The following is a 20,383-nucleotide window of genomic DNA, read 5'->3' as shown; positions in this document are numbered from 1 at the left end:
CATGGCCCGCACCCTCGACACCACCCCGACCGTCGAGCCGAAGACGCCCGGCGAGCGCCCGGCGCGCCGCCGCTTCCGCCAGACGGCGGGCCGGCAGCACCACGCGGGACCGCTCACCTACGTCCTGCTGGTCGTCGCCACGGTCGTCTCGCTGTTCCCGCTGTACTGGAACGTGGTCGCCGCCTCGCACACCGGCGAGCGGGTCGTCCAGGCGCCGGCGCCGCTGCTGCCCGGCTCCCGTCTCCTCGACAACCTCAGCTTCGCCTGGGACCAGGTCGACATGGGCGAGGCGCTGATCAACACCACCGTCGTGGCGAGCCTGGTGGCCGCGTCCACCGTCCTCTTCTCCACCCTCGCCGGCTTCGCCTTCGCCAAGCTGCCCTTCAAGGGCCGCGGCATGCTGCTCTCGCTGGTGGTCGCCACGATGACGATCCCGCCGCAGCTCAGCGTCATCCCGCTGTACCAGATCATCACCGACCTCGGCTGGTTCGACCAGCTCCAGTCCGTGGTGCTGCCCTCGCTCGTCGCGGCCTTCGGCGTCTTCTTCATGCGCCAGTTCCTGGTCGAGGCGCTGCCCGTCGAACTGGTCGAGGCGGCCCGGATGGACGGGGCGCACAGCCTCCGGATCATCTGGCACGTGGTCTTCCCGGTGGCCAGGCCGGCCATGGCCGTGCTCGGCATGCTCGTCTTCGTGCAGGCGTGGAACGACTTCTTCTGGCCGTTCATCGCGCTCACCCCGGACGGCAACCCGACCCTCCAGGTCGCGCTCGCCGGACTCGGCGCGGGCAACCACACCGTGGACCACGCGATCGTGCTGACCGGCGCGCTGATATCGACCGTGCCGCTGCTGCTGGTCTTCGCCTTCCTGGGCAAGCACATCGTGGGCGGCATCACCGCCGGCGCGGTCAAGAGCTGACCGGCCCGCCCCCTCCTCCGTACCGCAATCCCCTCGGCTCCGTTCGGGTCCGCCGCAGTCGCCGGACCCGAACGGACCGTCCCTCACCCCCCGTTGGGAGCGCTCTCCTATGACCGCGTCCGAAACCCGGCCGCTCACCGCCGTCCGCCAGTTCCCCTCCGACTTCCTCTGGGGCGCGGCCACCGCCGCCTACCAGATCGAGGGGGCGGCCCGCGAGGACGGTCGTACGCCCTCCATCTGGGACACCTTCTCGCACACCCCCGGCAAGGTCTTCGAGGGCCACACCGGCGACGTGGCCGTCGACCACTACCACCGGTTCCGCGACGACGTCGCCCTCATGGCCGAACTGGGCCTGAACGCCTACCGGTTCTCCGTCTCCTGGTCGCGGGTCCAGCCCACCGGCCGGGGCCCCGCCGTCCAGAAGGGCCTGGACTTCTACCGGGCGCTGGTGGACGAGCTGCTCGCCGCCGGCATCGAGCCCGCCCTCACCCTCTACCACTGGGACCTGCCGCAGGAGCTGGAGGACGCGGGCGGCTGGCCCGAGCGCGCCACGGCCGAGCGGTTCGCCGAGTACGCCGGGATCGTCGCGGACGCCGTCGGCGACCGGGTGAAGCGGTGGACGACCCTCAACGAGCCCTGGTGCACCGCCTTCCTCGGCTACGGCTCCGGCGTGCACGCCCCGGGCCGCACCGACCCGGTCGCCGCGCTGCGCGCCGCCCACCACCTCAACCTCGGCCACGGCCTCGCCGTCCAGGCGCTGCGCGCCTCGCTGCCGGCGGACCGTCAGATCGCGGTCTCGCTCAACCTGCACGAGGTGCGGGCGCGGAGCACCTCCACGGAGGACCTGGAGGCGGCCCGCCGGATCGACGCCGTCGGCAACCGGGTCTGGCTGGGCCCGATGCTGGAGGGCGCCTACCCGGAGGACCTGATCGCCGACACCCGGCACCTCACCGACTGGTCCTTCGTCCAGCCCGGCGACACGGCGACGGCGAACCAGCCGCTGGACTTCCTCGCCATCAACTACTACGCGCCCACCCTGGTGGCGCACGTCGCCGAGGGCGAGGAGAAGCCGCAGGACGACGGGCACGGCGACAGCGCCCACTCGCCGTGGCCGGGCGCCGACTCGGTCGCCTTCCACCGCGCGCCCGGCGAGCGGACGGCGATGGGCTGGCCGGTGGACCCGACCGGCCTGTACGACCTGCTGCGCCGGACCTCGGAGGCGTACCCGGACCTGCCGCTGGTGATCAGCGAGAACGGCGCCGCGTACGAGGACGTGGTCGGCGAGGACGGCGGGGTGCACGACCCCGAGCGCACCGCCTACGTGCACGCGCACCTGGCGGAGGTGCACCGGGCGATCGCCGACGGCATCGACGTGCGCGGCTACTACCTGTGGTCGCTGCTGGACAACTTCGAGTGGGCGTACGGCTACGCGAAGCGGTTCGGCATGGTCCACGTCGACTACGACACCCTGCGGCGCACCCCGAAGACCAGTGCCCGCTGGTACTCGGGCGTGGTCCGCTCGGGCGAGCTGCACGCGCCCGACGCGGTCTGAGCCGGACGCGAGGAAGGGCCGTGCCGGGTCACCGGCACGGCCCTCAGGCGTTCGTGAGGCTCCGTCAGATGTCGACGACCCGGTAGCCGATGACGTAGACGCCGCCGGAGCCCTCGACGGTCCGCCACTGGGTCTCGGCGCCGACCTCGCTGCCGGTGACGAGGGTGGAGCCGAGCTTGTCGTCGCCGCCGAAGGTGTCCTTGTCCCACAGGGTCAGGGTGCGGGCCTGCTCCTTGCCGAGGATCAGCGCGGCGTTGCCGTTGCCGTCCGCCATGGAGCGGACGTAGCCGGCGCCCATCGTCTGGTAGCTGATGCCGTTGCCCGGCCAGACCTTGACGGCGTTGCCGTTGGCGTCGGTGATCCTGAGGTACGCCTCGTCGTGGTCGCCCTCGCTGTGCTGCTGGCAGTGGAGCTCGTACAGCTCGATCCGCACGTAGTCGATCGGCTCGGCCTGGGCGGTGCCGGCGAAGGCGGCGATGCTGCCGAGCCCGAGGAGGGCGGTGGCGGCGGCGCGTGCGACGCGGTTCCTGCGCATGGTGTGTCTCCCCCGAAGGTGTGCGTTCTTCGTGTCTCTTCCGTGCCGTTCCCCCGGCACGCCCCTTACTGTGCCGCTCCTCCCCCGCCCGGATCTACGCGCGTTCCGCTCAACGGAACGGCCTCCGGGGAGGGTTGGCGGCGGACCGGTTCAGGGGGCGAGCGCGGCGGGCGGGACCGCGCGGCGCGGCACGCCGCGGGACAGGGCGCGGCCGAGGGCGGCCCCGGCGCCGGCGACGGCCTCGCCGAGGGCGTCGAGGCGTCGCCCGGCCGGCACCATCGCGGCGAGCGCGGCGACGGTCCGCCCGTCCCGGCCCCGGACGGGGAAGGCGGCGCAGCACACCCCGTCCATCACGTCCTCCCGGTCGAGGACCGGCCCGCCCCCGAGCGGTCCGCGCAGCGCGTGGCCGGCGGCGGTGTCGAGCCGGAACGCGGTGCCGTTCCGCACCGGCACCAGCGGCTCGACCTCGCCCGGGGCGGAGGCGACGACGAGGGCCTGGTCCTCGCGGAGCACGGCGAGGACGACGCTGGCGCCGGTCGTGGCGCGCAGCCGCTGTACCGGCAGCCGGGCGGCGAGCCGGAGCCCCGGGTGCGGCTCCCACGCCTGCCCGAGGCGGTAGAGCTGCGGTCCGACGCGGTAGCGGGAGCCGCGCCGTTCCACCGCGCCGACGGCGACGAGCTGGTCGAGCAGCCGGTGCGCGCTGCCCTTGGGCACCCCGCAGGCGAGGGCGAGCTCCGTGACGCCGGCCTCGTCGCCGCACCGGCGCAGCGCGTCGAGGAGGGCGAAGGCCCCTTCGAGCACCCCCCGGCCGCGCCCCGGCCGGTCGGCCGTCCCGTTCCGCTCCACGTCGACGGATCTCGGACGTGTCCCGTGGTCCATGGGTGGCGTTCCCCCTGTCTCTCGGCCCGGCCGGTGTCCCCCATGGCACGGCTCCGGGCGCCCACCCACGATGCCGCAGACCCGGACGAATCACCGAAGGGTTCCGCGCCGGTGCGTCGCGCCGCGACGGACGGGCCCGGGTTAGGATCACCGGCCGTGACTCCCGTACGCCTCCGCCGCCGCGCCGCGCTCGCCGCCGCCGCGCTCGCCGCGCTGCTCGTGGCCGCCCCCGCGCCCGCCGCGGCACCCCCCGGCGCGCCCGCCCCCGAGCCCGCCGCCGCGCCCGCACCCGTCGCGGCACCCACAGCGGCGCCCGCCGCCACCCTGACGGTGATCGCCCACCGGGGCGCGTCCTCGGCGGCGCCCGAGAACACGCTGGCCGCGGGCGAGGTGGCGCGCCGGGCGGGCGTGGAGTGGATCGAGAACGACGTCCGGCCGAGCCGGGACGGGGTGCCGTACGTGATCCACGACGCGACCGTGGACCGGACGACGGACGGGACGGGGTCGGTGCGCGCGCTGACCTCGGAGCGGCTCGACGCGCTGGACGCGGGTTCCTGGTTCGCCCCGTCGTTCGCGGGCGCCCGGGTGCCGACGCTCGCCGCGCAGCTGGCGGATCTGCGGGAGCGCGGCGGCCGGCTGCTGCTGGAGATCAAGGGGCCGCACTCGGAGGCGGAGGTGGCGCGGATCGTCCGGGACGTGCGCGGGCAGCGGATGGCGGACCGGGTGCTGGTGCAGAGCTTCGACGCGGTGTCGCTGCGGTACGTCGCGCAGCTGGCGCCGGAGCTGCCGCGGGCGCTGCTGCGCGACCGGCTCGACGCGGATCCGGTCGCGGTCGCCCGTGACCTGGGCCTGGCCTCGTACCACGTGTCGGACAAGGGGCTCGCCGCCCGGCCGGGCGCGGTGGCGGAGCTGCACGCGGCCGGGGTGGCGGTGAACGTGTGGACGGTGAACGCCCCGGCGCGGTGGCGGGCGCTGGCGGAGCTGGGCGTGGACGGGGTGATCACCGACCGGCCCGCGGAGCTGGCCGGCTGGAACGCGGCGCGGTCGGCGGACGGCTGAGGGCCGGGCCCGTCGTGGAGGACGGGCCCGGCCCGGTGACCGGCCGCGCAGGGGATCAGACGCGGTCGGCGGCGATCAGCACGTACTGGAAGGAGCCGTCCTTGTACGACTCGATGAACGCCTCCTCGATGCCGGTGACCAGCGACGAGGTGGCGCGCAGCTCCCAGTAGGGCAGCGTGTCGGGGGTCAGGTCGATCACGGCCTGCGGCACCAGGCGGTTGTCGGCCATCGCCTTCAGGTACTCGCGGCGCGAGTGGATGTTGCACTCGAAGTGGGCGTTGATCTGGGAGACCCACTTGGAGGGCTGGCCGTACTTGGGGTTCCAGCAGCCGGTGATGGTGACGTAGCGGCCGCCGACCCTGAGGAAGCGGGAGTGCTCGGCCATCAGGTCGTCGAGGTCGACGTACATGCTGGACTCGTTGTTCCAGGAGGCGGCGATGGAGCCCTTCTCGAACGGGGTGTCGAGCATGTTGCAGACCTGGGCGCGGACGTGGCCGTCGATGCCCAGCTCGCGGGCGCGCTTGTTGCCGAACTCGGCCTGGGTGGAGGAGAGGGTGACGCCCTCGACCCGGCAGCCGAAGCGCTGGTGGGCCATGACGCTCGATCCGCCGCGGCCGCAGCCGGCGTCGACGAGGGTGTCGGCGGCGGTGATCGGCCCGAGGTGGTCGAGGAGGACCTCGGTCTGGGCGGACTCCAGCCGGTGCAGCTCGTTGATCAGCTTCTTCTCGTACTCGCTGTCCTCGGGGGTGCCGAGGGAGGCGTGGTCGACGGCGCCGATGCCGTAGTGGTGGTGGTAGAGGCCGTCCACGTCACCGAGGCGCAGGTTCACGGGCCGGGCCTCGGCGTTCCAGTAGCGGGCGATGTCGCCCTGGTAGGGCGTCGCCGGGCCGGGGATGGTCGGGGAGGCGTCGGTGGTGGTGAGCTCGGTGGTCACAGGGAAATCCATTTCTCGCCGGTAGTCGATTACCAGAAGTCGGGCAGGCTGTAGCGGAACGTGTTGGTCTGGTGCCAGTAGTGGTTGCCGTCGACCCAGGTGGCGACGCCCTTGAGGAAGCGCAGCACGGTCGGGACGGCGAAGGTGGCGGCCACCTCGGCGGCGGCGGCCTCGAAGGCGTGCATGAGGTCGTTGTGGACCTCGATCGCCTTGAGGTACGCGTCGCGTTCGGAGAGCTTCTCGCGCTGGGCGAGCACCACCGGAAGGTTGAGGTGGACGCCGGGGCTGGAGAGTTCCTTGGTGTAGGAGTACAGGTCGTTGACGATCGTCGTCGCGTTGCCCGCGAGGGCGATGACCCGCTGCATCTCCGGCCTGGCGTGCAGGTCCGCCGGCAGCTCGTAGCCGCCGACGGTATCGGTGATGGTGGGGCAGGGGCGGAAGTTGTTGAACTGGCGCATCGCCAGGTACTCCCACACCTCGGGGATGTGGTCGGTCTCGGCCCAGGCGGCTTCGGCGAGGTAGCCCATGTGGAGGCGGGCCATGTCGTGCCGGAAGCGGTCGGCCTGGGAGGGCGAGGCGGCCGCGGTGAAGTACTCCATGGCGGAGCGGTAGGCGCGGCGGGGGGCGTCCGAGCCGAGCGACTCCGCCCACGCCGGGGCGTACTCCGGGGTGGTGTACACGGGGTCGAGCGCGGTGTGCGCCATCAGCAGGCGCCCGCCGAGGCCGATGGGCGAACCGCCGTGGTCCTCGCAGTAGCAGTCGTCGACGGCGTTCTCCGCGACCATGAGCCGGGTGGCGAGCATGAGGTGGTCGACGGTCGGGGCGTCGGGGTGGCAGGCCACCATGTAGCGCCCGACGGAGAAGCCGTCGAACTGGCCCTCCCACTCCTCCGGGTAGAGCTGGACCTCGTCGACGGCCCAGTCCTTGATCCGGCGGCTGACCTCGTCCACCCGGACCGGATCGGGGTCCGGGACGGGGTGGTGGTAGAGGCCGGGGATGGGCCGGCCCTCCGCCGCCGGGGCGGCGGGGGCGGCGGCCGGGTCCGGCGGCCCGTCCGGCACCGGGGGCGGTGCCGGACGGGCGAACGAGACGCTGGACGTGCCGAGTCCGCTGGGTCCGCCGGGGATCCAGCGGGGCGCGGCCTGCGGCGCGGGCGCCTCGGCGGCCGGGCCGGCGAGGGCCTGGGCGAGGACGTCGGCCCCGAGGCGGGCCGCCGCCGCGGGCAGGTGTGCCGGCAGGGGGGAGAGCCCGGGGTCGGGCATCCGTAGCTCCTTGCTGGGTGGGATGGTCCGTCCCGGATCCGGGACGGACGGGGCCGTCAGTCGCGGCGGCGGGCGATCTGCACGTTCTCCATCACGCCGAGGGCGTCGGGGACGAGGACGGCGGCGGAGTAGTAGGTGGTGACCAGGTACGACATGATCGCCTGCTCGCTGATGCCCATGAAGCGGACGGAGAGGCCGGGCTCGAACTCCTCCGGGATGCCGGTCTGGCGGAGGCCGATCACGCCCTGGTTCTCCTCGCCGGTACGCATGGCGATGATGGAGCTGGTCTGCTCCTTGCTGATCGGGATCTTGTTGCAGGGGAGGATCGGGACGCCGCGCCAGGCGGGGACGGACTGGCCGCCGAGGTCGACGTGGTCCGGGTAGAGGCCGCGGGCGTTGAACTCGCGTCCGATGGCGGCGATGGTGCGCGGGTGGGCGAGGAAGAGCTTGGTGCCCCGGCGGCGGCAGAGCAGCTCGTCCATGTCGTCCGGGGTGGGCGGGCCGGAGTGGGTCTGGATCCGCTGCTTGAAGTCGGCGTTGTGCAGGAGGCCGAACTCGCGGTTGTTGACGAGCTCGTGCTCCTGGCGCTCGCGCAGGGCCTCGATGGTCAGGCGGAGCTGCTCCTCCGTCTGGTTGTGCGGGCCGTTGTAGAGGTCGGCGACCCGGGTGTGGATCTTGAGGACGGTCTGCGCGACGGAGAGCTCGTACTCGCGGGGCTTGAGCTCGTAGTCCACGAAGGCGCCGGGGAGCACGGCCTCGCCGACGTGGCCGGCGGACATGGCGATCTCGGCCTCGCCGTGCTTGTTCTGCGCCTGCTCGGGGAGGGTGCTGAACTCCTCGATGTGGGCCTGGAGCGCCGGGGAGTTGGCCATCACCGCGGCGAAGTCCGCGCGGGAGAGGGTGAGCAGGGTGCCGGAGGTCTCGGCGGTGGCCGTGTAGTCCCAGGTGGCGTCGGCGTCGAGGAGCGCGTTCTCGCCGAAGCGGTCGCCGTCGCCGAGCACCGCGACGGCGATGTCGTCGCCGTAGGCGCCCTCGGAGGTCTGGGCGATGCGGCCGTGCGCGAGGAGGTGGATCTCGCCGGCGGGGTTGCCCCGGGTGACGATGACGTCGCCGGCGGAGAAGTCGCGCTGGGTGCAGCGGTCGGCGAGCGCGGTGAGCACGTCGATGTCGTCGAAGCCGCGGAGCAGGGCGAGTTCGCCGAGTTCGCGGGGGATGACGCGGACGGTGGCGCCGTCCTGGACGAACTCCACCCGGCCGTCGCCGACGGTGTAGCTGAGCCGGCGGTTGACCCGGTAGGCGCCGCCCTTGGTCTCCACCCAGGGGAGCATCCGCAGCAGCCAGCGGGAGGTGATCTCCTGCATCTGCGGGGCGGACTTGGTGGTGGAGGCGAGATTCCGCGCGGCATGGGTGCTGAGGGACTGCTGCGGGGGTGCCGCCTGGGCTTCCGGGCTGGTGTCGACGGTCATCGGACCGGGGTCTCCTTAGCGAGGGTGGTGACCGGGCACGGCGACACGCCGGACCCGTCGAGGAGGAATGGAGGGAGGGCGTCTGGCCATCCGTCCAGACCCGGGGAACAGTAACGGCCCGTCAGCACGGCGTGCGGGGTGAGACGAGGGGCATTACCTCGATGCAGTGATCTTGTTTCGGGGCTGGTTTACCGGCTTCCGCGTCGGCTTTCCGCCATGGTTCCGGCAGGCCGGGCGGTATGTGGGCCGGTCGGGGTCGCGGTCCGGGCCGGCACCCCGATCGGACGGCACGCATTCCGGCCACGCCGCCCCCAGGGCCCCGTGCTTGACAACCCGCCCCTCTCGTCACACAAGTCAACCGGAGGCGTCAACGCGGGCCCGGCCGAGTTCCCGGGGCTCCTCCGGGCGTGCCCGGTTCCCGTCGCGATCGTCGCCAACTTCCCTCTTGGACAGGGGAGTTCATGGGACGATGCCGACCTCAGGACGAGTCTGGTTCCCGGGAGTACGGGGGGTACGCATGGGGGCGTGGCGGGTTCGCGGGCCGGCGCGGGGCGGCGCGGGGCGGGCGTCATGGTGAGCGGGGCTCCGCACCCGTACGCGGAGGGGGCACCCGACCGGCGGTACGCCAACCCGGATCTGCTGCCCACCGACACCGGAGAGTTCCGCTGGCGCTGGTGGGACTTCGCGGCCATCTGGGTCTGCGTGTCCTGGAGCCTGGCCTATCTGATGCTCTCCGGGATGCCGGGGCAGGACCGGTTCACCTGGCCGCAGACGCTGCTGATCTGCGGGATCGCCCAGGTCGTCGTCCTGCTGCCGTCGTTCCTGGTGGAGCATGCCGGGGACCGGTACGGGGTGCCGTTCGCGGTCTTCGCGCGCAGCGCGTTCGGGGTGCGGGGGGCCGCGCTGCCGGCGCTGCTGCGGTTCGTCTCGGCCTGCGTCTTCTTCGGTTTCCAGGCCGACCTCGGCGTCCAGGGCATCCAGCTGCTGACCGGGGGCCTGGGCGACTCCGACAGCGGCGGCTTCTTCAGCCCCGCCTATCTGGTCTTCCTGGCCCTCCAGTTGTGGATCATCACGAAGGGTCCGAACGGGCTGCGCAGGTTCGCGGACCTCGCCGCGCCGGTGCTGATCGTGGGGCTGATCGTGGCCCTCCTCTGGGCGTCCGCGCACGGCGAGGGGCCGGTGCTGCCGGAGCCGGCGCGGCCGATCGGCTGGGGCGCGGACTTCTGGCTGGCGGCCGCCCCGGCTCTGGCCTCCGCGACGGCGCTGTTCGCCGCGGTCGGGCTGACCGTGCCCGACCTGGTGCACCTGGGCTCCTCCGGCCGGCGCGCGGAGGGCTCCGGGTCGCGCCTGGGGGTGGGGCTGCTGCTCCCCGTCCTGATGACGGGGATCCTGCTCTACACGATGGCGCTGATGTCGATGTCCGGGTACGGCAGGGACGGCTACTCCGGTTCGCTCACCCTGCACGCGCTGTCCGGCATGCCGGGCGGCAGCCTCGTCGCCGCGACGATGCTGATCGTCGCGACCCTGTGCGGCAACCTCGGCCTGAACCTGGTGTCGGCGGGGTACGACCTGTCGAGCACCGCCCCGTCCGTGCTCGGGTTCCGGGGCGCGGCGGTCCTCGCGGCCCTCGCGGGCACGGCGGTCGCGTGGTGGGCGCGGAGCAGCAGCGCGTACGAGGTGCTGTCCTGGGCGAGCCTGGCCGAGGGCTTCTTCGGCACCGTGTCCGGGATCCTCGTCGTGGAGTACTGGATCGTGCGCCGGACACGGCTGCGGCCGGCCGATCTCTACCGGGCCGGGGGGCCGTACTGGTACACGGGCGGCTGGAACTGGCGGGCCGTGGTCGCGTTCCTGGCGGGCGGGGTGCTGGCGGTGGGCGGTTCCTCGGAGGGCGCCGGCGCCGGGGCGGACGGTCCGCTGCTGCCGTTCCTGTCGCCGCTGGACGACTTCGGCTGGCTCGTCGGTCTGGTCGTCGCCGGCGGGCTGTACGCGCTGCTGACGCTGCGGGGGCGGCCCGCGCGGGCGGGCGACTGACCGGGCCCGTATGGGCGGTCGCACAGCCCGGGCGGCGCAGGACTGGGCCCGCGCCCACAGGCACCCGGGGCGGGGCGCTCCACGATGTCCCTGGCCACGGTCGCGAGGACGCGCGACCGTACGGAACCACGGAGGAGTCCCCATGCCAGGGAGAAGGAGGCGCCGCCTGTGGGGCGGTCTGCTGCTCGCCGTACTGCCGGTGCTCGGCACCACGCCCGCCGCCACGGCGGAGACCGCACCGGCGTCGGCCGGCCCGCCGTCGGTGGGCACCGCCTGGGACCGGCCGGGGCCGTACGAGGTGGAGGTGGACGTCGAGGTCGTGCACACCTTCTACCGCCCGAAGGACCCGGGGCGGTCGGGCGAACGGCACCCGGTGGTGATCTGGGGGAACGGCACGGGGGCCGTGCCCGGGATCTACGGGTCGCTGCTGCGGCACTGGGCGAGCCACGGCTTCATCGTCGCCGCCGCCAACACGCCCACCTCCGACTTCGCGCTGAGCATGCGGGCCGGGATCGACGTGCTGGAGCGGCGGAACGCCGACCCGGGCAGCGTGTACTCCGGCGCGGTCGACCTGGAGCACATCGGCTCGGCGGGGCACTCGCAGGGCGGGGCGGCGGCGGTGAACGCGGCGGTCGACGCGCGGGTGGACACGGCCGTGCCGATCCAGCCGGGGCCGCTGACCGACCCGGACCTCACGGACGTCCCCCTCTTCTACCTGGCCGGGCAGGACGACCTGACGGTCCGGCCGGCGCTGGTGAAGGCGCTGTACCGCGACTCGGACCACCTGCCGGCGGTGTACGGGGAGGTGCGCGGCGCCGGTCACCTGTCGTCGATCGGCGACGGCGGGGACTTCCGGGCCCCGACGACCGCGTGGCTGCGGTTCTGGCTGATGGGCGACGAGAACGCGCGCGCATTCTTCTTCGGCCCGGGCTGCGGATACTGCGCGGACGACGGCCTGTGGTCCGGGTGGGAGCGCAACGCGCGGGCGCTGACGATCCCGGGCCCCGGCGGCGTCTGAACCGCCCGTCCGCCGCGACCGGCCCGACTACCATGAGGCCGGTCGCGGCATCGGGACTCCGGGCCGCGTGCGGCACCGGGATCGGCGGGAGGACAGGCTCGGATGCGTCGGCTCGGGGAGCTGGAAGCGGAGATCATGGACCGCTTCTGGCGGTGGCGGCGCCCCGCCACCGTGCGCGAGATCGTCGACGACATCAACCGTCACCGCGACATCGCCTACACCACCGTCACCACGGTGACCGGCATCCTCTTCCACAAGGGTCATCTCACCCGCACCCGCGAGGGGCGCGTCTGGCTCTACCGTGCCGCCGCCACCCGCGAGGCGTACGCCGCCGCCCTCATGGCGGACGGCCTCGGCGCCAGCGAGGACCGGCCGGCCGCCCTCGCCCGGTTCGTGGAGATCCTCGACGCCGACGAACGCGACGCGCTGTGCACGGCGCTCCGCGAGGCCGGGCGGCCCGCCCGGGGGTGAACGCGGCCCCGCCCGCCGGGGTGGTGACGCGGCGCGTCCGAAACACCTGTGCACGCCGGGCGGGGTGGCTCGTTGGACCGGGCGAACCACTCGCTCCCCGTCTCCCGGAGGCCGACATGCACCCCCTGCCCGTGGACGAGTTCGTCGCGACGCTGCCGAAGGCGACCCTGTTCGGCGCCGTGTACTTCACCGACATGGACGAGCGGCCCGTGCAGCTCCACGCCGTCTACAGCGCCGAACACCCCTGGCAGCTGCCCGGCGGGACGGCCGAGGCGGGCGAGCGCCCGTGGCAGACCGCCGTACGGGAGACCGAGGAGGAGACCGGGCTCGTGGTGTCCGGACCGCCGCGGCTGCTCGCGGCCGTGTTCGGGCTGCCGGGGGCGGCGTGGCCGCTGGCGAGCGCCGGGTACGTCTTCGACGGCGGGCGGCTCACCGACCGGCAGATCGCGGAACTCGTCCTCGACCCGGCGGAGCACGACGAGGTCCGCGTCCTGCCGCTCCCGGACTGGCGGGCCCTGATGCCCCCGCGGGACTTCGCCCGGCTCACCGCCTTCGCGGAGGCCCGCAGGACCGGGACGGCCGCGTACGTCGGCACCTGGGACTGGGACGAGTCGCCGTCGGACACCCCCTGACCGTTCCCACGGGGCGCGCCGGAGGGTGCGGATCGCGGGGACGGCGAGGAGGGCGGCGCGGGCGCACGGCGACCCGGGCGGCGCCGGGGGGCCGCGTACGTCGTGGAAGACCGTCCCAGGACGGCTCCCGGTCGGTGCCGATGGCGGTCGGCGTCTCGCGCAGGCCGGCGAAGGGCGGGCCGGCGGGGGCGCGGACGGCGGAGGTCACCAGGTCGTGGAAGGGCGGGTTCTCGCCGCGCGGGGCCGGCCGCAGCGGAAGTCCCGCCAACCGCGTGATGTCCAGGGCCGGTTCGGCGGCCAGCGACTGGTCCCGGGGCAGGGCGGCGTACAGCGGGTCGGTCCACGGCGGACGCACCGGCGGCCTTCGGCGGACTAGCGCGCCGCGTCGCCGCCCGCCCGGACGTCGAGCGCCAGGGTGGTGCCGCCGCGGGTCAGGATGAGATAGCGGGGTTCGAAGCGCTGCGCGACGGCGAAGCACAGGCGGCCCGTGGTCTCCCCGCGGGCGAACGAGCCGTCGGACGCGCCGGGTTCGCCGCCGCACCGGGAGGCGCGGAGCAGCTGGGCCTCGCCCGGTCCCTCCCCGATCAGCTTCACCGGCACCCAGGGGATGTCGGCGGCGGTCGGGTTGCGTCCGGCGAAGGGGACGGCGACGATCCGGAGCCGGGTGGCGTCGCCGGTGGCCGGGACGACGTCCGCGGCGGGTCCCCGGGCGGTGACGAAGAGGTCGTCGAGCCTCGCCTCCCGGCCGGTGGGGACCACCCGCTTCGGGAAGACCTTCTCGTCGCGGTAGATGCCCATGCCGTCGGCGACGTTCCGGCTGTCCCCGTGGGTCTCGCGGTCGAGCAGGGCGTGGCCGGCCAGGACCAGGGCGGCGGCGGCGAGCGTCGCGGTGACGAGCCGCGGCGCGAAGGGCAGCACCGCCGACGCGGCCCGCAGGAGCGGGCGTGCCCGCCAGGCCACGACGGCGGCGAACAGGCCGGCGAGGACCACGGCGAGGACGGCCCACGGGTGGTGGTGGAGCTCCACCTCGCCGTCCCCGTGCCGTACGGAGAGGGGCCGGCCGGTGGCGCGGGAGAGCGTCACGATCACCGGCTCGCCGTAGGAGAGGTGGTCCACCCGCTCCTGGCCGCCGGCCAGGGCGACGACCCGGCCGTCCGTGGTCATGGCCTCCAGCCTGTAGTCGAACCGTTCGTGCCCGTCCGACAGGTCGCCCGGGTCGTCGTCCACCCGCATGATGACGGCGTGGTGACGCTCCACCGGCGCCACGGCCTCCACGGTCCACACACCCAGGAACGCGACCGCCGCACCGGCGAGGACCAGCAGGCCCACGCCCAGCCAGCCGAAGACGGTGGTCCGCTCGTTCCGCCGGGCCTGCTCGGCCCTCTCATCCTTCGGGGACATGCCCGTCACCCTAGGGGGGAGCGGTGAACTCCTCATGAGTACGGATACTCACCGCTCCCGGGTGGCGCGGGCCGCCGCCGTCAGCCCTGGTCGGCCGTGAAGGAGGCCATCCAGGTCAGGGCCGCGTTCCAGTTGACGGTCAGCTCGTTGGTGGACCAGGACTGGATGTCGTCGACGTAGCAGAACTGGCCCACGCAGCCCTTGAGTTTCGCCTGGGCGACGGGGTCCTGGATGCTGGAGTTGGGGCCGCCGGCGAGGGAACCGGCGGGCGGGCGCGGGAGGTTCGGGTCGAGCTGGTGGGCGTACCAGCGACTGTGCTGGTTCTGGGCGCTGACCTCGCCGTAGCCGGTGACGTAGGAGAGGTTCAGGGCGTTGCGGCCGAGGACGTAGTCCATGCTCTGGACGGCGCCGTCGCGGTACTTCGCGCTGCCGGTGAGGTCGTAGGCGGTGGCGAGGACGACGGCGTTGTTGAGGATCTGGTGGGTGGAGCCCCAGTCGTACCTCTGGCCCTCGGGGGCGTACGGCATGCCGTAGGGGTGCGCCTCGAGGGTGGCGAGGTAGTGGTCGGCTCCGGCCCGGACGGAGCGGCGGACCCGGTCGCGGCCGGGCAGGCGGCTGGGGACGGTGGCGAGGTCGAGGCGGGCGGGGACGGCGGTGCCGGCCCAGTCGAAGGCGACGGGTCCGAAGACGTCGGCGGTGTGGACCGGGGAGGCGAGGACGTGGTCCTGGAACCGCTTCTCGCCGGTGGTGAGATACAGCTCGGCGGCGGCCCAGTAGAACTCGTCGGTGACGGTCCGGTCGGGGTAGGCGCCGCCGCCGATGCCGTCGCTCTCGGAGGCGAGGACGTCGGGGTGGGCGAGGGCGGCGGCCCACGCCTTGCGGGCGGCGGCGAGGGCGGTGGCGGCGAACCGGGGGTCGTGCTCCTCGTAGAGGCGGGCGGCCTGGGCGGCGGTCGCGGCGAGGTTGAGGGTGGCGGCGGTGGTCGGCGGGTGCAGCTCCCGCTTCTGGGGGTCGTCGGCGGGCATCAGCGGCAGGCCGGTCCACTGCTCGTCGTGGACCTTGTGGTGGGCCATGCCGGCGAGCGGTTCGCCGTCCGGGACCTGCATCTTCAGCAGGAACTCCAGTTCCCAGCGGGCCTCGTCGAGGACGTCGGGGACGCCGTTGCCGCTCTCGGGGAGGGCGAGGGTGCCGTCGCCGAGGGCCTCGGGGCGGCCGGTGCGGGCGTGCAGGGAGCGCTCGTAGGTGGAGAGCAGCTGCCAGACGGAGATGCCGCCGTTGACGACGTACTTGCCGTGGTCGCCGGCGTCGTACCAGCCGCCGGTGACGTCGAGGGTGTAGTCGCAGACACCGGGCTGGCAGGGCACGTCGCCGTCGCCCTGGTTGGGTGCGGTGCCGACGTGGCCCGCGGCGCGGCCGTAGCCGGGCCTCAGGTCGTCGCGGACGGGGGTGCCGCTGCGCTGGGTGTAGTAGAACTTCGCGGCGTCCAGGCGGAGTCGGTCGTAGGCGTCGGCGCCGATGTCGAAGGGGTGGCTGGTCTCGCCGTCGGCGACGAGCGTGAACCCCCGTCCGGGCTTGCGGTGTTGTCCGAAGTCGATGGAGTGGACGCGCTGGCCGGAGGAGGGGTCCAGGCCGCGCGGGACGGTCCTGCCGCGGGCGACGACCCTGCCGCGCGCGTCCTTCAGCTGCCAGGGGAGCCGCTCGGTCGCCTCGGTGACCAGGGTGGCGTTCTTGGGTCCGCGGGGCAGGTAGGCGACCTGGTTGACGCGGACGCGGGGGCCGGTGTCGGGTTCGTACACCTCCGGCGGCACCCCTCCGAGCAGGGAGACGTCGTCGAGACAGAACCGCCAGGGTTCGGCGGAGCCGCCGAGCTGGAAGGCGACCTGCCCCTGGGTGGTGTCCACCGGGGAGGCGAAGGTGTACGTGTAGGTGTCGCCGGAGACGCTGAGCTGCGGGACGACCTCGTAGTAGGCGTCGTAGGGGGCGACCTGGAGGCCGACGACCGCGCGGACGGAGTGGCCGGCGGGGGTGCCGGTCGCGTGGAAGGAGACGCGGTACGACTCCCCCTTGGTGAGCGTCAGGTCGTTCTGGCCGACCCCCGCGTCCCAGCGGTTCACGGTGCCGCCGGGCACGTCGGCGCAGAGCGCGCCGCCGTCCGTCCCGGCGGTGACGCCGCTGGTCCACCAGGAGTCGGCGCCCGCGTCGAAGCCGCCGTTCCTGATCCGTTCGGTCTCGTCGGCCCCCGCCGGCGCGGCGGGCAGGGTGGTCAGGCCCGCCGCCAGCAGGGCCGTCAGGGACAGCAGGGCGGTTCTGCGTCGGTTCACGTCCGGGCTCCTCGATGGGGGTGACGGAGCAGTTCATGGGAGCGCTCCCAAGCGGGGGCGGTGGACATCCTGGCGGCCGGAACGCGGCAACGTCAACGGCCAGGACGGGACCAGCCTGCCGCGGCCCGGATACGGCCAATCGGAGACCGGCGCTCCGATCAGGGCGGCGCCGACGCCCGGAAAGCGGGCGGCACCTGGGGTTCGGGGGTGCCGCCGGGCACCGCGGTCGCACAGCCATCGCAGGGGTGTCACACGCTCGTCACACCCCCGTCGTCACCCCATCGCACGCGCGCCCTCCCGCGTGGCCGGAACACATACGCTCCAACCCGCCGCGCTCCCACCGCCGTTGATCACACCTCGCTGACCTCACATACTGCGCTGACCGGCCGCCGGGCGCCGCTCGCGCCACCGGCCGGAATTCGACCACTCCGCTCCACTCCGAAGCTCCTGGGGGAGACTTGCGCGCACCCGTGCGAAAAGCACGCGCCTTCACGATCGCGGTGGCCACGTCGGTGGCCCTCGCGGCGGGCATGACCGGCCCTGCCACGGCGATCACCACCACCCCGTACGACACCACCCGCACCTCCGGCCCCGACCGCACCGCCGCGCCCGCTCGGATCGGCGGCGACCAGCGCCTCCCGCTCGTCACCGGCGACCGCGTGGTGGTGGACGCCGAGGGCCGGATGGTGCGGTTCGAGGCCGCGCCGGGCCGCGAACGCGTACCCGTCGAGATACGGCGCACCGGCGACCGCACCCTGGTGGTGCCCGCCGACGCCCGGCGCCTGATCGCCGACGGCCGGCTCGACCAGCGGCTCTTCGACCTCTCCGTGCTCACCGACCCCCGGCTGCGGGCGAGCCACGGCTCCGGGCTCAAGCTGATCGTCCGGTACGAGGGCGGGGCGAGCGCCGCCCGGGCGCAGGTCCGCGCCGCCGGGGACACCGAGCTGCGGCGCACCTTCCCGACTCTCGGCGCCGACGCCCTGCGCGCCTCCCCGGACGACCTGGCCCGGGTGTGGGAGGCGCTGACCGACCGGCGGGCGGACGGCGCGCGGGCCGCCGCCGCCGGCATCGGCACCGTGTGGCTGGACGGGGTGCGGGGCGCGCGCCTCGACCGCGGCGTCCGGCAGATCGGCGCCGACCGGGCCTGGGAGTCCGGCTACGACGGCACCGGCGTGCGGATCGCCGTCCTCGACACCGGCGTCGACCGGACCCACGAGGACCTCGGGTCCCGGGTCGTCGGCGAGAAGAACTTCTCCGCCTCCCCCGACGCGGTGGACCGGGTCGGGCACGGCACCCATGTCGCCTCGATCGCCGCCGGCACCGGCGCCCGGTCGGCCGGCCGGTACCGGGGTGTGGCCCCGGGCGCCGAGGTGATCAGCGGCAAGGTGCTGGACGACGAGGGGTACGGCGACGACTCCGCCGTCCTCGCGGGCATGGAGTGGGCGGCCGCCGAGGGCGCGGACGTCGTCAACCTCAGCCTGGGCGGCCCCGACAGCCCGGGGGTCGACCCGCTGGAGGCGGCGATCGACCGGCTCTCCGCCGAGAAGGGCATCCTGTTCGCCGTCGCGGCCGGCAACGACGGCGAGTCCGGACCGTCGTCGGTGGGCTCGCCCGGCACCGCGGACGCGGCGCTGACCGTCGGCGCCGTCGACCACGAGGACCGGCTCGCCCCCTTCTCCGGCACGGGTCCGCGCGTCGGCGACGGGGCCGTGAAGCCGGACGTGACGGCCCCCGGTGTCGCCGTCACAGCGGCCGCGGCGGCCGGCAGCGCGCTCGACGTCCGGCCCGGCACGCCGCACCCCGCGCCCGGCTACCTCCAGCTCGACGGCACCTCGATGGCGACCCCGCACGTGGCGGGCGCGGCCGCACTGCTGAAGCAGCGGCACCCCGACTGGACGGGCGCCGAGCTCAAGGCCGCGCTGGCCGGGTCCGCGCGGGGCGGCGCCGGCCTCACCGCCTTCCAGCAGGGCACGGGCCGGATCCAGGTCGACCGGGCGCTCACCGGGACCGTCGTCTCCGAGCCGGTGTCGCTGAACTTCGGCACGGCCCGGTGGCCGCACGCCGACGACCGGCCGGTGACCCGGCAGGTCGTCTACCGCAACCTCGGGACGGCCGACGTCACCCTCGACCTGTCGGTGTCCGGCCTCGACCCGGCGGGCAAGGCCGCCCCCGACGGCTTCTTCGCCCTCGGCGCGCCCCGGGTGACCGTGCCGGCGGGCGGGACGGCGTCGGTCGACCTCGTCGCCGACACCCGTCTCGGCGAGGCCGACGGCACCTACTCGGGGTACGTCACCGCCACCGGGGCGGGGCAGTTTGTCCGTACGGCCGCGGTGGCCGTGCGGGAGGCGGAGTCGTACGACCTCACCGTCCGCACGCTCGGCCGCGACGGCGCCGACGCCCGGGACTTCGCCAACACCCTGACCGGGACCGACGGTCCGGCCGCCGGTTTCCAGGCCCGGATCGACAGCGAGCCGGGCAGCCACACGCTGCGCGTGCCCAAGGGGACGTACACCTTCGACACCGCCGTCTACGAGGACCCCTCGGACTACGCCAAGGGCACCGACTGGATCGCCCAGCCGAAGCTGGAGGTCTCCGGCGACACCGCGGTCACGGTCGACGCGCGCACGACCGAGCCGGTGGAGCTGACCGTGCCGGGCATCGACCGGGCGGACTACGCGGGCGCGTACTACGAGCGGAACACCGGGATCGGCCGGGTCGGCAGCGGCTGGGTCCTGCGCGGCCTCACCGGCTTCCGCACCGCCCACCGGGGCCCCGCCGTCACCGACGGCACACTGCTGCAGACCTGGGACGCGCACTTCCTCAAGGGCCCGGACAGCCAGTACGCGGTGGCCTACGGCGGGAAGACCGACACCCTCGCCACCGGCTACACCCGGCACGCCGAGGCGGACGAGTTCGCCACGCTGAAGGTCGGCCTCGGGGCCTCGGCGCCCGGCAAGTCCGCGCTCGCCTCCCCGTACGCGCACCTGCCCGGAGCGCCGGAGGGCAACGGCTTCTCCGCGCCGCAGCCGGCCCCGGGCACCCGCACCTTCCACGTCTCGACCGCCGACGGCGTCCGGTGGCTGACCCGCTTCAACCAGCTGGGCGCGCCCGACGAGTGGGGCTACCCGGCCTTCGAGGGCGCCCACGGGATGACCGCGCCGCGGCGGTACGAGGCCGGGCGGACGTACCGGGAGCGGTTCAACACCGGCGTGTTCGGCCCGCTCCTCGGCGAGGGCATGGGCGTCTTCCGCACGGCTCCCGATCCGGCGACGGGCGAACAGCACCTGGTCGGGGCCGTCCCGCTGCTGGCCGACGGCCGGGGCCACGTGGGCTCGACGCCGTACTCCTCCGCCACGACGACGCTCTACCGCGACGGGGTCCGGGTCGCGGCGAACGACGATCCGCTGAGCGGCGCGGAACCGTTCGCGGTCGACGGCGCCGAGGCCGAGTACCGGCTGGTCACGTCGGCGCGGCGGGCGGCGTCGGTCGCCGGGGCGTCCACCCGGGTCGACACCTCGTTCACGTTCCGGTCGAAGGAGGTCGCGGCCACCACGGCGCTGCCGGTGTCCACGGTCCGCTTCGCGGCCCCGGTCGACCTCTCCTCGCGGGCTCCGGCGGGGGCCTGGGCGAGGGTCCCGGTGACCGTGCAGGGCGCGGCGGCCGGGAAGAACCTCTCGTCCCTCACCGTGAAGGTCAGTTACGACGGGGGGACGAGCTGGAAGGCGGTGCGGGTCGTCGACGGCCGGATCGCCGTGCGGAACCCGGCGAAGGACGCCGGGATCTCGCTCGCCGCCGAGATCACCGACCGGCAGGGCAACGGGTCGACGGTGTCGATCCACAACGCCTGGTTCGGCAAGTAGCACACCTGACCCGGCGTCACCACCGGTGGTGGTGACGCCGGTTCGG

The 20,383-nt window shown here is 74.3% G+C and carries 15 protein-coding genes; 8 read left to right on the top strand and 7 right to left on the bottom strand.

Annotated elements, in window-relative coordinates; all coding sequences use genetic code 11:
- The first annotated feature begins 1 nt into the window (after position 1).
- Complete coding sequence (locus IF73_RS0115555) at positions 2-916, top strand: carbohydrate ABC transporter permease (RefSeq protein ID WP_031008010.1); 915 nt, start codon at positions 2-4, stop codon at positions 914-916.
- Positions 917-1,025: 109 nt separating this feature from the next.
- Positions 1,026-2,468 (top strand): GH1 family beta-glucosidase, encoded by a 1,443-nt coding sequence (locus tag IF73_RS0115550; protein WP_031008008.1) that lies wholly within the window; start codon positions 1,026-1,028, stop codon positions 2,466-2,468.
- A 64-nt stretch (positions 2,469-2,532) separates the two neighbouring features.
- On the opposite strand, the gene IF73_RS0115545 is transcribed toward IF73_RS0115550, so the two are convergent.
- Together IF73_RS0115545 and IF73_RS0115540 are read right to left on the bottom strand one after the other, a co-directional pair.
- Positions 2,533-3,003, bottom strand: coding sequence for a hypothetical protein (locus IF73_RS0115545; RefSeq protein WP_031008006.1), 471 nt, complete (start codon positions 3,001-3,003; stop codon positions 2,533-2,535).
- A gap of 150 nt (positions 3,004-3,153) precedes the next feature.
- Positions 3,154-3,882 (bottom strand): IclR family transcriptional regulator, encoded by a 729-nt coding sequence (locus tag IF73_RS0115540; protein WP_051716814.1) that lies wholly within the window; start codon positions 3,880-3,882, stop codon positions 3,154-3,156.
- 156 nt (positions 3,883-4,038) lie between these two features.
- Here IF73_RS0115540 and IF73_RS0115535 point away from each other — a divergent pair, with 156 nt between their 5' ends.
- Positions 4,039-4,941: a glycerophosphodiester phosphodiesterase family protein gene (locus IF73_RS0115535; protein ID WP_234338243.1), complete on the top strand. Its 903-nt coding sequence runs from the start codon at positions 4,039-4,041 to the stop codon at positions 4,939-4,941.
- 55 nt (positions 4,942-4,996) lie between these two features.
- On the opposite strand, the gene IF73_RS0115530 is transcribed toward IF73_RS0115535, so the two are convergent.
- The 3 genes from IF73_RS0115530 to IF73_RS0115520 are packed head-to-tail and all read right to left on the bottom strand — an operon-like array spanning position 4,997 to position 8,603.
- A complete protein-coding gene (locus IF73_RS0115530; RefSeq protein WP_031008000.1) occupies positions 4,997-5,875 on the bottom strand; it encodes a geranyl diphosphate 2-C-methyltransferase in 879 nt (292 codons plus the stop codon).
- 29 nt (positions 5,876-5,904) lie between these two features.
- Positions 5,905-7,137 carry a family 2 encapsulin nanocompartment cargo protein terpene cyclase gene (locus IF73_RS0115525; RefSeq protein ID WP_031007998.1) on the bottom strand — a complete coding sequence of 411 codons (1,233 nt, stop codon included), beginning with the start codon at positions 7,135-7,137 and terminating at the stop codon, positions 5,905-5,907.
- A 56-nt stretch (positions 7,138-7,193) separates the two neighbouring features.
- A complete protein-coding gene (locus tag IF73_RS0115520) occupies positions 7,194-8,603 on the bottom strand; it encodes a family 2B encapsulin nanocompartment shell protein (RefSeq protein WP_031007995.1) in 1,410 nt (469 codons plus the stop codon).
- A 525-nt stretch (positions 8,604-9,128) separates the two neighbouring features.
- Here IF73_RS0115520 and IF73_RS0115515 point away from each other — a divergent pair.
- The 4 genes from IF73_RS0115515 (at position 9,129) to IF73_RS0115500 (ending at position 12,755) form a co-directional block, all read left to right on the top strand.
- On the top strand, positions 9,129-10,634 hold the full coding sequence (locus IF73_RS0115515) for a cytosine permease (RefSeq protein WP_037879272.1): 1,506 nt from the start codon (positions 9,129-9,131) through the stop codon (positions 10,632-10,634).
- Between the two features lie 142 nt (positions 10,635-10,776).
- Entirely contained in the window at positions 10,777-11,652 is an 876-nt protein-coding gene (locus IF73_RS0115510; RefSeq protein ID WP_031007990.1) for an acetylxylan esterase, read from the top strand.
- A gap of 102 nt (positions 11,653-11,754) precedes the next feature.
- Positions 11,755-12,123, top strand: a complete 369-nt coding sequence (locus IF73_RS0115505) for a BlaI/MecI/CopY family transcriptional regulator (RefSeq protein ID WP_031007988.1) — start codon at positions 11,755-11,757, stop codon at positions 12,121-12,123.
- 116 nt (positions 12,124-12,239) lie between these two features.
- On the top strand, positions 12,240-12,755 hold the full coding sequence (locus tag IF73_RS0115500) for an NUDIX domain-containing protein (protein ID WP_031007985.1): 516 nt from the start codon (positions 12,240-12,242) through the stop codon (positions 12,753-12,755).
- A 372-nt stretch (positions 12,756-13,127) separates the two neighbouring features.
- On the opposite strand, the gene IF73_RS0115495 is transcribed toward IF73_RS0115500, so the two are convergent.
- A complete protein-coding gene (locus IF73_RS0115495) occupies positions 13,128-14,156 on the bottom strand; it encodes a hypothetical protein (protein WP_031007982.1) in 1,029 nt (342 codons plus the stop codon).
- 80 nt (positions 14,157-14,236) lie between these two features.
- Positions 14,237-16,477, bottom strand: coding sequence for a glycoside hydrolase family 9 protein (locus IF73_RS0115490; RefSeq protein ID WP_031007980.1), 2,241 nt, complete (start codon positions 16,475-16,477; stop codon positions 14,237-14,239).
- A gap of 470 nt (positions 16,478-16,947) precedes the next feature.
- On the opposite strand from IF73_RS0115490, the gene IF73_RS0115485 reads away from it, so the two are divergent.
- The gene (locus IF73_RS0115485; RefSeq protein WP_031007979.1) at positions 16,948-20,337 is read left to right on the top strand and encodes a S8 family peptidase; all 3,390 of its coding nucleotides are present in this window, start codon (positions 16,948-16,950) and stop codon (positions 20,335-20,337) included.
- Positions 20,338-20,383: the final 46 nt, after the last annotated feature.

It is taken from the genome of Streptomyces sp. NRRL F-5727 (assembly GCF_000719555.1).
Classification (GTDB): Bacteria; Actinomycetota; Actinomycetes; order Streptomycetales; family Streptomycetaceae; genus Streptomyces.
Note: the sequence above shows the minus strand (reverse complement) of the source record. Positions and strands in the feature narration are given on the sequence as shown.